The sequence below is a fragment of the Streptomyces sp. CA-106110 genome (assembly GCF_050936285.1).
Taxonomy (GTDB): domain Bacteria; phylum Actinomycetota; class Actinomycetes; order Streptomycetales; family Streptomycetaceae; genus Streptomyces.
Map to the genome: position 1 here is coordinate 3391369 of NZ_JBNJNB010000001.1, position 13381 is coordinate 3404749.

The 13381-nt window shown below is 72.4% G+C and carries 8 protein-coding genes; 4 read left to right on the forward strand and 4 right to left on the reverse strand.

Annotated elements, in window-relative coordinates:
• Positions 1–23: 23 nt before the first annotated feature.
• From ACQEXA_RS15570 to mmuM, 3 genes are all read left to right on the forward strand, one after another.
• Complete coding sequence (locus ACQEXA_RS15570) at positions 24–4304, forward strand: HAMP domain-containing protein (RefSeq protein ID WP_432934106.1); 4281 nt, start codon at positions 24–26, stop codon at positions 4302–4304.
• A 296-nt stretch (positions 4305–4600) separates the two neighbouring features.
• Positions 4601–7135: a SpoIIE family protein phosphatase gene (locus ACQEXA_RS15575; RefSeq protein WP_433134572.1), complete on the forward strand. Its 2535-nt coding sequence runs from the start codon at positions 4601–4603 to the stop codon at positions 7133–7135.
• 75 nt (positions 7136–7210) lie between these two features.
• Complete coding sequence (gene mmuM / locus ACQEXA_RS15580) at positions 7211–8143, forward strand: homocysteine S-methyltransferase (RefSeq protein ID WP_432934104.1); 933 nt, start codon at positions 7211–7213, stop codon at positions 8141–8143.
• 71 nt (positions 8144–8214) lie between these two features.
• On the opposite strand, the gene ACQEXA_RS15585 is transcribed toward mmuM, so the two are convergent.
• Positions 8215–9840 (reverse strand): carboxylesterase/lipase family protein, encoded by a 1626-nt coding sequence (locus ACQEXA_RS15585; protein ID WP_432934102.1) that lies wholly within the window; start codon positions 9838–9840, stop codon positions 8215–8217.
• A 206-nt stretch (positions 9841–10046) separates the two neighbouring features.
• Positions 10047–10703, reverse strand: coding sequence for a ThuA domain-containing protein (locus tag ACQEXA_RS15590; protein ID WP_432934100.1), 657 nt, complete (start codon positions 10701–10703; stop codon positions 10047–10049).
• A 73-nt stretch (positions 10704–10776) separates the two neighbouring features.
• Between ACQEXA_RS15590 and ACQEXA_RS15595 the strand changes: the two genes are divergently transcribed.
• Positions 10777–11169: a VOC family protein gene (locus ACQEXA_RS15595; protein WP_432934098.1), complete on the forward strand. Its 393-nt coding sequence runs from the start codon at positions 10777–10779 to the stop codon at positions 11167–11169.
• A 166-nt stretch (positions 11170–11335) separates the two neighbouring features.
• On the opposite strand, the gene ACQEXA_RS15600 is transcribed toward ACQEXA_RS15595, so the two are convergent.
• Together ACQEXA_RS15600 and ACQEXA_RS15605 are read right to left on the reverse strand one after the other, a co-directional pair.
• The gene (locus ACQEXA_RS15600; RefSeq protein ID WP_432934096.1) at positions 11336–12025 is read right to left on the reverse strand and encodes a helix-turn-helix domain-containing protein; all 690 of its coding nucleotides are present in this window, start codon (positions 12023–12025) and stop codon (positions 11336–11338) included.
• A gap of 81 nt (positions 12026–12106) precedes the next feature.
• Positions 12107–13276, reverse strand: a complete 1170-nt coding sequence (locus ACQEXA_RS15605; RefSeq protein ID WP_432934094.1) for a YihY/virulence factor BrkB family protein — start codon at positions 13274–13276, stop codon at positions 12107–12109.
• Between the last annotated feature and the right edge of the window lie 105 nt (positions 13277–13381).

Consider the following 13381-nt stretch of genomic DNA (forward strand, 5'->3'; position numbering starts at 1 on the left):
TGGGGAGCGGAACGAGGGTGCTGATGAGCAGCAAGACGATCGACACCGTGGAACGGGCGCCGGGTGAGCAGGAGCTACGTCAGCTGCTGGCAGGACTGACCGCCGTACGGGACGGCGACTTCGGCACGAGGTTGCCGTCCGACGGCGAAGGCCTGCTCGGCGACATCGCCACCGTGTTCAACGGCATGGTGGACCAGTTGTCCGTCTTCACCTCGGAAGTGACACGTGTGGCCCGCGAGGTGGGCACCGAGGGCACGCTGGGCGGGCAGGCGGAGGTGCCGGGGGTCTCGGGCACCTGGGCCGATCTCACCGACTCGGTCAACGCCATGGCCGGCAATCTCACCACCCAGGTCCGTGACATCGCCCAGGTGGCCACGGCGGTGGCGAAGGGCGATCTGTCACAGAAGATCGACGTGCCGGCGCGCGGCGAGATCCTTCAGCTGAAGGAGACCGTCAACACGATGGTCGACCAGCTCTCCGCCTTCGCCGACGAGGTCACCCGCGTCGCCCGCGAGGTCGGCAGCGAGGGCCGGCTCGGTGGTCAGGCCCAGGTGCCCGGCGTCGGCGGTGTCTGGCGCGACCTGACCGACTCCGTCAACTTCATGGCGGGCAACCTCACCGCCCAGGTCCGCAACGTCGCCCAGGTGACGACCGCGGTCGCCCAGGGCGACCTCTCCCAGAAGATCACCGTCGACGCCCGCGGCGAGATCCTCGAACTCAAGAACACCATCAACACGATGGTCGACCAGCTCTCCGCCTTCGCCGACGAGGTCACCCGCGTCGCCCGCGAGGTCGGCACCGAGGGGCGCCTCGGCGGACAGGCGGACGTCAAGGGCGTGAAGGGCACCTGGCGCGACCTGACCGACTCCGTCAACTTCATGGCGGGCAACCTCACCGCCCAGGTCCGCAACGTCGCCCAGGTGGCCACCGCGGTCGCCCAGGGCGACCTCTCCCAGAAGATCACCGTCGACGCCCGCGGCGAGATCCTCGAACTCAAGAACACCATCAACACGATGGTCGACCAGCTCTCCGCCTTCGCCGACGAGGTCACCCGCGTCGCCCGCGAGGTCGGCACCGAGGGCAATCTCGGCGGGCAGGCCATCGTCCGGGGTGTCTCCGGCACCTGGAAGGACCTGACGGACAACGTCAACGTGATGGCGTCGAACCTGACCGGTCAGGTCCGCTCCATCGCCCAGGTCGCCACCGCCGTGGCGCGCGGCGACCTGTCGCAGAAGATCACGGTCGAGGCCAAGGGCGAGGTCGCCGCGCTCGCCGACGTCATCAACACGATGGTCGACACGCTGTCCGCCTTCGCCGACGAGGTCACCCGTGTGGCCCGCGAGGTCGGTACCGAGGGCCGGCTCGGCGGACAGGCGCACGTGCCGAACGTGGCGGGTACGTGGAAGGATCTCACCGACAACGTCAACTCGATGGCCAACAACCTCACCGGCCAGGTGCGCAACATCGCGCTGGTGACGACCGCGGTGGCCAACGGCGACCTGTCGAAGAAGATCGACGTCGACGCCCGGGGCGAGATCCTCGAACTCAAGACCACCATCAACACGATGGTGGACCAGCTCTCGTCGTTCGCCGCCGAGGTCACCCGCGTCGCCCGCGAGGTGGGCAGTGAGGGCAGGCTCGGCGGGCAGGCCGAGGTCGAGGGCGTCGAGGGCACCTGGAAGCGGCTGACGGAGAACGTCAACGAACTGGCCGGGAACCTCACCCGGCAGGTCCGCGCGATCGCCGAGGTCGCGAGCGCCGTCGCCGAGGGCGACCTGACCCGCTCGATCACCGTGGAGGCCTCCGGCGAGGTCGCCGAGCTCAAGGACAACATCAACTCCATGGTGGGGTCCCTGCGCGAGACCACGCGGGCCAACCAGGAGCAGGACTGGCTGAAGACCAACCTCGCCCGGATCTCCGGCCTGATGCAGGGCCACCGCGAACTGCCTGTCGTCGCCGAGCTGATCATGGACGAGCTGGCGCCCCTGGTGTCGGCGCAGTACGGCGCCTTCTATCTCGCGGAGGAGACCGATCGCGGGGCCGAACTCCGCTTCGTGGGCTCCTACGGATACCCCGACGACGCCGAGCGGCCCGCCCGCATCCCCGTGGGCCGCTCGCTGGTCGGGCAGGCCGCGCGCAACCACCGCGCCATCAGCGTGGAAGAGCTTCCGCCGGGTTACGTGACCATCTCCTCCGGGCTCGGCCAGGTCGTGCCGACCGCCCTGACGGTGCTGCCGATCGTGGTCGAGGACCAGGTGCTCGGCGTCATCGAACTGGCCTCCGTGACCCGCTTCACCCAGATCCACCAGGACTTCCTGGGCCAGCTGATGCCGAGCATCGGCGTCAACCTCAACACCATCGTGGCCAACGCCCGTACCGACGAGCTGCTGGAGGAGTCCCAGCGGCTGACCGCCGAACTCCAGGCACGCTCCGAGGAGTTGCAGGTCCAACAGGACGAACTGCAGCGCTCCAACGCCGAGCTGGAGGAGAAAGCGTCCCTGCTGGCCTCGCAGAACCGCGACATCGAGGCCAAGAACCTGCAGATCGAGCAGGCCCGGCAGGAACTGGAGACCCGCGCCCAGGAACTGGCGCTGGCCTCCAAGTACAAGTCCGAGTTCCTGGCCAACATGAGCCACGAGCTGCGCACCCCGCTCAACAGCCTGCTGATCCTCGCGCAGCTGCTCGCGCAGAACCCGTCGCGCAACCTCACCCCGAAGCAGGTCGAGTACGCGGGCATCATCCACTCCGCCGGATCGGACCTGCTGCAGCTGATCAACGACATCCTCGACCTGTCGAAGGTCGAGGCCGGGAAGATGGACGTCTCCCCCGAGCGGGTCTCGCTGCGGCAGCTGCTCGAGTATGTCGAGGCGACGTTCCGGCCGATGACCACGCAGAAGAGCCTGGAGTTCACGGTGACCACCGCGCCGGGCGCCCCGGCCGACCTGCTCACCGACGACTCCCGGTTGCGGCAGATCCTGCGCAACCTGCTCTCGAACGCGGTGAAGTTCACCGAGCAGGGAAGCGTGGAGCTTTGCATCGAACCGGCCGCCGACCCGGAGGTGCCCGCCGGCGTCCACCGCGGCAGCACCATCGTGGCGTTCAGAGTGAAGGACACCGGGATCGGCATCCCCCGCCAGCAGCTGGAGACGATCTTCGGGGCGTTCCAGCAGGCGGACGGGACGACCAGCCGCAAGTACGGGGGCACCGGCCTCGGTCTGTCGATCACCCGGGAGATCGCCCATCTGCTGGGCGGTGCCGTCACGGTCGAGAGCACACCCGGTCAGGGCAGCACGTTCACGCTGTATCTGCCCGTGGCGCGCGCCGACTTCGAGGAGCAGGTGGACGGCGGCGGCCGGCCCGCGGAACAGCCCGAGTCCGGGGTCCCCTCCGAGGTGGTGCCGGTGCCGCGGGCGGAGTACGCCCCGGCGGGCGCGACCGGGCAGCGGCGGCGCCGCCTGCTGGTCGTCGAGGAGCGCCCGCGCGGTCTGCTGACCCTGGTCGCGGAGAGCGCCGTCACCGACATAGCGCACGATCGCGAAAGCGGTGACCCGCGCGGGTCGATCGACATCATCACCGTCGTGGGCGCGCAGGAGGCGGCGAGCGCACTGGCCGCCGAGCCCTGCCACTGCGTCGTCCTGGAACTCGGCATGCCGGACGACGAGGGCGCGCGGTTCCTGGAGGCCATGCAGGGCGACTCCGCGCTGGCCAGCGTTCCCGTGCTCGTCCACAGCGGGCACCGGGTGGACCCGGCCCAGGAACACGACCTGCGCTCCCGTTCGGGGGGCCGGCCGCTGGACTTCCTGTCCAGTCTGGACGAGCTGCGCGAGCACATCACGCTGCATCTGTCGGCCGAGGAGCCGGGAGACGTCCTGTCCCTGGTCCGCGCCGACGAGCCGCAGCACGCGGCCGCGCAGCCGGTGGACGACGCGTTCCTCGGCCGTACGGTGCTCGTCGTCGACGACGACGCGCGCAACCTCTTCGCGCTCAGCGGGATCCTGGAGCTCCATGGCTTCCAGGTGCTGCACGCGGACAACGGCCGCAAGGGCATCGAGACGCTGCTCGCCCACCCGGACATCGCGGTGGTCCTGATGGACGTGATGATGCCGGAGATGGACGGCTACGCCGCCACCTCCGAGATCCGCAAGATGCCCCAGTACGCGGACCTGCCCATCATCGCCGTGACCGCGAAGGCGATGCCGGGCGACCAGGAGAAGAGCCTCGCGTCGGGTGCGAACGACTACGTCACCAAGCCCGTCGACACGAACGACCTCATCGCCTGTGTCCGACGCTGGCTGCGCGTCTGAGGGGGGACACCCGCAGTGCGCACCAGCCGACCGGGCGCCGACCGGCGCCCTCCGCGTGGCGTCCCCGTACGCCCGAGCCGAGGAACGGGCCGACCGTGACCAATCCCGAACAACCGCCCGAGCAGACGGGGCCGCACCCGGCGGGCACCGAGCAGGCCACGGCCGGCTCGGCGGGCTCCGAGGCACCCGCGGCCACCCAGGCGGGCGGCGACCACGGGGCGCCGACCGGGCGAGGAGGGCTGGCCCGGGCCGGCACGGAACAGGAAGCCCTCGGCCCGGCCGAGGGCGATCCGGGCATGCCGGCTCCGGCAGGCACACGGCACGGTCTCGTCGCCCCGGCCGAGACCGGATACACCACAGGCACCGCGCTGATCGGCATCGGGTCCGTCGCCGTGGCCTCCGTCGGCGCGGAGTCGGTACGTGCCGACGGGGTGGACGGGGCCGGGGTCGTCGATGAGGACGGGCACCGGTCGGCCACTCCCGTGGGCAGGCTCGCCGCGACCGTGGAGCGGCTGCGCCGCGAGGTGCGGGCGGCGCAGGCCGAGGCGGACGGTCGGGCCCTCATCGAACTCGCCAAGGGCATCCTGGTCGAACGGCTGCGCTGCGGACCGGTACAAGCGGCCTGGCAGCTCGCCGAGTTGACCGAACAGGCGGGTGTGACCCCCCTCGAATTCGCGGTCGACGTCATCAACCAGGCCTCGCGGGACCGTCTGTCGGAGGTCGCCGCCGCCTTTCTGGCCGTCGCCACCGAGGCCCGCGACGAGGAGGGATCCGAAGCGGGCGACGGGCCGGCGGGCGAGTCCTCCGCCGTACGGCTGCGGGCCGCCGAGAGCGGGGCGCTCGCCGCGCACGACACACAGGCCGTCGCCGACTCCCTGCTGGAGCACGCCCTGACTCCGCTCGGTGCGGTGGCCGTCGCCATCTGGGCCGCCGGGTCCGACGGCTCGCTCACGCTGGCCGGCAGTGCCGGCTTCTCCTCGGCCGAGGCCGCACGCTGGCGGTACGTGCCGCCGGGTGTGACGACCGTGGCGCGTCGCGGTCTCGCCGAGCGCGCCGGGCAGTGGATCGGCTCCCTGTCCCGGACCGGTGTGCCCTCCATCGGCCAGCACCACCACCCCGACGGCGGCAGGGTCGCCCTGCCGGCCGGCACCGGCGGGCGGATCCACGGCGTACTGGAGATCGCCTGGCCGGTCCCGCTTGATCCGCAGCCCCCGCAGATAGTGCGTCAGGTCGAGGCGCTGGCCGAGCTGTGCGCCCACACCCTGGAGACCTACGCGCTCCAGCACCCCGACGGCACCCCGAGGCCCCGCGTCCTGCCCGACGTCGCGGAGCTGATGGACCTGGCGGACGGGCTGCACGACCCCGCCCTTGTGCTGCTGCCGCACCTCGACGCCGACGGCGAGCTCGTCGACTTCCGGATCCAGCATGTCAACAGCCGGTTCCTCGACCCCGCGGGCCGGCCGCGCGGCGTCGTCAACGGTGCGTTGCTGCTCGAGGCCTATCCGATGGCCGCCGGGGAGTGCGAGCTCTTCGACCGGGTCGAGCGCGTCTACGCCACGGGCGAGCCCTTCCGCGCCCACCGCATGCGGCTCACCGCACTGGTGGACGATGTGCCGCTGGCGGCGGTGGCCGACATCAACGTCAGCCGGCACGGCGGCAGCGTCCTGCTCATCTGGCGCATCGAGGACGAGACGGCACGTCTCGCGAGCCTGCTCCAGCACGCCCAGCGCCTCGGCCGCATCGGCGGTTTCGAGGAGAACCTGCTCACCGGCGAGATCACCTGGAACGGCCAGCTCTTCAGCCTCTACGGCAAGCCCACGTCCGGCTCCCCGGTGCCGCTGGAGGACCTGCCCGCCCACGCCCACCCCGACGACGCCGTCGCCATCGGCAGGTTCCTGCGCACCCTGCTCCACCAGCGGCGGCCCGCGTCCACCGCCTTCCGGCTGCAGCGTCCCGACGGGGTGACCCGTCATATGCGCGTAGTGGCCGAGCCCGTACTCGACTCCGCCGGCCGCCTGTTCGTGGTGCGCGGCGCCTACCAGGACATCTCCGCCCAGCACTGGACCGAGGTCGCGCTCGCCGCGACCCGTGACCAGCTCGCGCACACCGAGCAGCAGGCGAGCGAACGCAACCGGCTCACCCTCCAGCTGCAGCAGGCCATCATGCCTCCGGAGCAGGCGCCGCTGGAGGCTCCCGGCCTCCAGGTGGCGGTGCGCTACCGGCCCGCGGAGACGGAACAACTGGTCGGCGGTGACTGGTACGACGCGGTCCTCCTGCCGTCCGGACTGGTGCTGGTGAGCGTGGGCGACGTGGCAGGACACGGCATCGAGGCGGCGACCAGCATGGTCGTGCTGCGCAACGCGCTGCGCGGACTCGCCGTGACGGGTGCGGGACCCGGCCAGTTGCTGTCCTGGCTCAACATGGTGGCCCACCATCTGACCGGCGCCGTCACCGCCACGGCGGTCTGCGGCCTGTACGACCCGGACCGCCACACCCTGCGGTGGGCCAGGGCGGGCCATCTGCCGCCCGTCCTGGTACGCGGCGGCGAGGCGGCCACGCTGCCCCTGGTCAAGGGGCTGCTGCTCGGGGCCGTGGCCGAGGCGGCGTACGCGGAGCACGAGGTCCAGTTCGCCGTCGACGACACCCTGCTGATGTACACGGACGGCCTGATCGAGCGCCGTGACCGGTCCGTGGAGGAGTCGCTCGCCCAGCTGCTGACCGCCGCGCGTACGGTGCCCCCGACGCTGGACCAGCAGCTGGACCGGCTGCTCACCTACAGCAAGTCGGACACGGACGACGACACCTGCATCGTGGGCATCCGGGTCGCCTGACCGGCAGGGCGGGCCGCACGCCCACGTGCTGGACATCCCCGGGGCGGCCGCCCGTGCATCGACTAGCGTCATGACATGACCGGCAACACCGCTCCCGCCCTCGCCGACGCCCTGGCCGGCGGGACCCTCGTCCTCGACGGCGGCATGTCCAACCAGCTGGAGTCCGCCGGGCACGACCTCAGCGACGCACTGTGGTCGGCGCGGCTGCTCGCAGAGCGGCCGGAGGCGATCACCGAGGCGCACCTCGCGTACTTCGAGGCGGGCGCGGACGTGGCGATCACGGCCAGCTACCAGGCGACGTTCGAGGGTTTCGCACGGCGGGGCATCGACCGCGAGCGGGCGGCGGGTCTTCTGGCCCTGAGCGTGGACCTGGCCCGGGAGGCGGCGGATCGGGCGCGTGCCAAGGGCGCCGGCCGGCCGCTGTGGGTGGCCGCGTCCGCGGGACCGTACGGTGCGATGCTCGCGGACGGCTCCGAGTATTGGGGCCGCTACGGCCGCACGGTCGCCGAGCTGGAGGCCTTCCACCGCCCCCGCCTGGAGGTGCTGGCCGCGGCCGGCCCGGACGTACTGGCGCTGGAGACGGTCCCGGACACGGACGAGGCCGAAGCGCTGCTGCGGGCGGTACGCGGGCTCGGCGTACCGGCCTGGCTGTCCTACACCGTCTCCGGCGACCGCACGCGCGCGGGACAGCCGCTTCAGGAAGCGTTCGCCCTGGCCGGCGACGCGGACGAGGTGATCGCGGTGGGCGTCAACTGCTGCGCGCCCGGGGACGTGGACGCCGCTGTCGAGACGGCCGCGCGGGTGACGGGCAAGCCGGTGGTGGTCTACCCGAACAGCGGAGAGACCTGGGACGCCCGGGCACGCGCCTGGGACGGCCGCACCACCTTCGCCACGACCCGGGTCACGGGCTGGCGCGACGTGGGGGCGCGGCTGATCGGGGGGTGCTGCCGGGTGGGCCCGCGGCAGATCGCCTCGATCGCCGAAACGCTTCGGCCGACCCCGGCCTGAGCCACCCGGCGGCACTTCGGACCCCGTCGGCCCCGGCCCGAGCCACCGACGCCGGAACACCGCCGCACGTGTCACTCCGCATCGCTGCGCCGCACACCCCCGGGCCGCCGCAGACGGCGCACCGCCGACAGCGGCACCGCGCCCCGCAGCATCGAACCGTTGCCCGCACCCGGCGCGGAGGCCGGCGCCGGAGGTGTGGACGCGGTCTCCCACAGCTCCATCTCGCCGTCGCGGGGGCCGTGCACGACCGGGTCGCCGTCGCCGCCGAAGATCCGCACCGGGTGGCTCTCGTCCCATGCGGGCCAGCCCGGGTCGCCGTCCGTCGCGAAGCGCACCCATGCGGAGTGCATCTCGTGGGCGAGCGCGCGGGGCGCGTCGGGGCCGGCGAGCTTCGCCGCTTCCGGCACATCCGCGCTGTCGAAGACGAAGCCCAGCTCCAGCGCGTGGCAGGCGCCGAGGCCGGGGAGACCCGAGCGCCAGGCGAACTCGTAGACATGGCACGGCGCGTCGCCCTCGCCCGCGCGGGAACCGGCCAGGCGGTGCAGGGGACGGCGGAGCAGGAAGTCCGTGACCATCTGGCCCACCAGGTCGGAAATGGGGGCGTCCGGGTGGGCGTTGCGGTAGCCGCGCGGGACGTCGGGGCCGCAGTGGCAGCGGGCCATCGCGCCGGCCATGGCGACCGCGCCGAGTCTGTCGATGCGCTCGATCAGCCCGGTGGGCGCGAGCCACAGCCGGTGCTCCTCACTGGTCCAGCCCATGAGCAGGGGGATGTCCCGGGCGGCACCGTCGAGCAGCGCTTCGAGCGGGTCGCGCGGCACCAGGTCGCCGTCCACGACGATCCCGAAGGCGGGTCCGCCGAGGATCGGGCTGGCCCGGCGGCCCACCTCCGCCTGGGTGTCGGCCAGCACCGTGCGGTCCACCTGGGCGAAGGCGGCCGCCGTCGCCGGCACCTTCAACTTCGTGGCCATGCGGCGCACCAGACGCCGGACCCGGTCCCGGTCGGTCGACTCCGGCGGCCCGCTCTGCAGCACGGCCCGGTGGAACAGCCCCCGGGTGCGCGGACTCACCAGCAGGGCGCCGATGCTGATGGCGCCCGCCGACTCGCCGAACACGGTCACCCGGTCCGGATCGCCGCCGAACGCGGCGATGGCATCGTGCACCCACTCCAGCGCGGCGAGCTGGTCGCGCAGCCCGGAGTTGGGCGGAACGTCCGGGAAGAGTCCGTAACCCTCCACACCCAGCCGGTAGTTGAAGGACACGAGCACGACACCGTCGCGGGCGAAGGCGCTGCCGTCGTAGACGGGCACGGCGGAGGAGCCGCGGGTCAGGGCGCCGCCGTGGATCCAGACCATCACCGGGAGCCGGGCGCCGGGGCTCGGGTCCGGTGTCCAGACGTTGAGGTTGAGGCAGTCGTCCCCGGCCACCACCGGGTCGCTCAGATAGCGGGCGAAGGCCTCCGAGTACGGCGGCTTGGGCGGAGTCGGCCCGTACGCGCCCGCGTCCCGTACCCCGTCCCAGGGTTCGGGCGGGACCGGCGGGCGAAAGCGGTGCGCGCCGAAGGGCGGGGCGGCGAAAGGGATGCCGCGGAAGACGGCGACCCCCTGTTCGTAGCGGCCGCGCACGGCTCCGTGGGGGGTGCGGACCACGGGGTCCGATGCACTCGCCGGATTGCCGGCCACCTCGTCCGCGCGCTCCATACGGCTCTCCTCACACGCCGGGGACTGCCCGTTTCACCGCATCACATCACTTTCCCGGATCGCCGAGCCGCACAGAAGGCGTCCGCGCGTCCCGACAAGAGTGCGACCACATCCGCCTCGGCACGACGGTCTCCTTCGTCGCACGGGACACAGGAGACCGGCGGCGGCGAGGTGGCCGGCCGGTGACGCGCACCGGCGGACGGCGCCTACTCCGCCCGCGCCGCCCAGCGGATGCCGCCGAGGAGATGGGCGCGGAAGTCCGGGTCCTCGTACGCCTCGGAGGCGTGTCCCAGCGCCGTGTAGAACACCCGGCCGGCGCCCTGCTCACGGCACCACACCAGCGGGTGGTCCGCGCCCATCCCGGCGCCCTCGTACGAGGATTCGTCTGCCGAGGCGAGGACGCGCACCGAACCCCGCGGGCTGGTACGGAAGTCGTACCACTCGTCCGTGAAATCCCACACGGCGGGCAGGTGCCGGGTCGCCGGATGGCCTCGGTCCTCGACGACCGCCCTGCCCGGCTGGAGGTCGGGGTGCCGGGCGAACCGGGCGCCCAGCAGCTCGCCGTAGTACGGCCAGTCGTCCTCGGCGCAGGCGGCCGCGTGCACACCGACGAACCCGCCGCCGTCCCGCATGTACGCCTCCAGCCCGACGCGTCCCGGCGGGGTCAGGACCTCGCCGGTGGTGGAGAGGAAGACGACCACCGCGTATGCGCCGAGGCCCGATGCGAAGACGCCCGGGTCCTCGGTGGCGTCGGCCGTGAAGCCGTGCGCGGCCCCGAGGGCACCCACGGCGGCGACGGCGTCCGGGATGGAGTCGTGCCGGTAGTCGGTGGTGCGGGTGTACACGAGGACACGGAAGGCCATGGCCTGAGCCTAGGGACGTGTGCTGTCCGATTCCTTCAAGACTCGTCCCCCGCCGGCTGCCTACGGTGGCCGCATGACTCCACGATTCGATGTGATCGGCCTGGTCGTCTCCGACCTGGCCGCTTCCCTCGCCTTCTACCGCCGCCTCGGGCTCGTCTTCCCCGAGGGCGCCGAGAGCCAGCCCCACGTCGAGGCGGAGCTGCCCGGTGGGCTGCGGCTCGCCCTGGACACCGAGGAGACCGTCCGTTCCTTCCACACCGGCTGGCAGCCGCCGAGCGGGGGCGGCCGGGTCTCCCTCGCCTTCCGGTGCGACTCCCCCGCCGAGGTGGACCATCTCTACGAGGAGCTGGTGGGTGCCGGTCACCACGGCGAGCTCAAGCCGTGGGACGCCGTGTGGGGGATGCGGTACGCGGTCGTGCACGACCCGGACGGCAACGGCGTCGACCTGTTCGCGACCCTGCACTGAGCTGTTCCAAGGACAAGCGACCTCGGCATCGACGGGGATACCGAGGTCGCCGCGGCAGCAGCGTCGCCCACTACGGCTGTTGCAGGCTCTGTGAGAGGGGCGGGATCTCGAGGTGCTGCGGGGCCTGCGTTCGGTCCCGGGTCAAGGAACCGGTCCGTTCTCCGCCTCAGTGACCGCGGGCCAGTAGGTCACCCAGCGGCATCCCCGCCAACTCGCGTACGTCCCGGGCCAGATGAGCCTGGTCCGCGAAGCCCGCGCGAGCCGCGGTCTCGGCGAAGGACACCCCGGACCGAGCCAGCGCCAGCGCCCGCTGCAACCGCAGCACACGGGCCAGGGTCTTCGGCCCGTACCCGAACGCGGCGAGTGAGCGGCGGTGCAACTGGCGTGCACCCATGCGCAGCTCATCGGCGGTGGCGGCGACCGAGCGGCCCGCTTCGAGGGCCGCGACCACCGCGCCGAGCAGCGGGTCGGGGCCCGGCGAGAGCGCGGCCCGGTCCAGCGCGATCTCCTCCAGCGCGGTCGCGGGATCGGCGGCGGCGTTCACGCGCGCGGTCAGCCGGCGCACGTCGGCAGCAGGCCACAGATCGGCCAGCTCGACGCGCCGGTCACGGAGTTCGTACGCCGGAACGCCCAGCAGGGCCGGGGCGGTGCCGGGGTGGAAGCGGACGCCCGCCCAGCGCGCGGCCGGACCCCCGGGCTGGTAGGCGTGCGTGTCCGGGCCGGCGACCAGCAGCCTGCCCTCGGTCCACAGCAGGTCCATGCAGCCGTCGGGCAGCACCGGCCGGACCACGGCGAGCTCAAGCGTGCGGTGCCACACCACCGCTCCGGTGAACCGTGACGGCCTCTCCGCGTACACGACCGCCAGGCTACGCCCCGGGCGAGCGGGGCTTGCGGGGAACGGGCCCGCGCCGGGAGGGCGAGGAGCGGGGCGTCCGTCTCACTCCCGCGACCCGTCGTCACCCTTCCGCGGCGGGTGGGGGGCGCTGCGGACCTGTGTCCGCAGGCGGGAGGTGACGTCCTCCGGGGGCAGGAAGCGCGACCAGCGCTCCGGGAACTCGGACGGCATGTCCGGGTCGTCCGCGTCGTCGAGGTCGTCGGGGTCGTCCGCGCGGCCCGCCGCGGCGCGGGCCACGTACTCCGCGGCCTGCTCCTGACGCAGCCGCTCGTTGGCCTCGCGGGCCGCCGCGGTGGCCGCGGCCGGCCAGACCCGGTCGATGGCCGCGTTCACGGCGGCGCCCACCAGCACCGCGAAGGCGGACACACCGATCCACAGGAGCACGGCGACGGGCGCCGCCAGCGAACCGTAGATCGTCGGGCCCTCGATGGTGTGGGTCAGGTAGATGCGCAGCAGGAAGGAGCCGAGCACCCACATCGCGAGGGCCACCAGGGCCCCGGGTACGTCCTCCACCCACGGTGACCGCACGGGAACGGACACGTGGTACAGCGTCGTCAGGAACACGATCGACAGGACGATGACCACCGGCCAGTACAGGACTTGCACGACCGTCGTCGACCACGGCACGACGTTCACGACCGCGTCCGGCCCCGCCACCATGAGCGGCAGCGCGACCGAGCCGATCAGGAGTGCCACGATGAAGAGGACGAACGCGAGCAGCCGGGTCTTCACGATGCCCCGGGTGCCGTCGAGCCCGTACATCACCGTGATCGTGTCGATGAAGACGTTCACCGCCCGCGACCCCGACCACAGCGCGAACAGGAACCCGATGGAGATCACATCGGGCCGTCCGCCCTTCATCACATCGTGCAGGATCGGCTGGGCGATCTGCGCGACACCCCTGTCGGACAGGACCGTGCGGGAGGCCTCCAGGAGGTTGTTCTCCAGGCTCTGGATGGTGTCGGCACCGGTCCAGTCGTCGACGTAGCCCAGCAGTCCGATGAGGCTCAGCAGCAGCGGCGGCACGGACAGCAGCGTGAAGAACGCCGCCTCGGCCGCCAGGCCGAGGATGCGGTACTCCAGGCACGAGTCGACCGTGTCCTTCAGCAGCAGCCAGGCGGTCCTGCGTTTGGAGACGTTCCGGTAGAGGGCACGTGCCCGGTGGAGGCGGCCGGACGGCGGCTCGGGGTTCTCTTTTGCTGCTGACTGCACGCCTCAACGGTATCCGCCGCCGGTGCCCGGGCTCATCTCCCGGTGGGACGGGCTCGAAGGGGGTGGCGCACGGCCCGCGCGATACGGGTGACCGATGGCGTACTG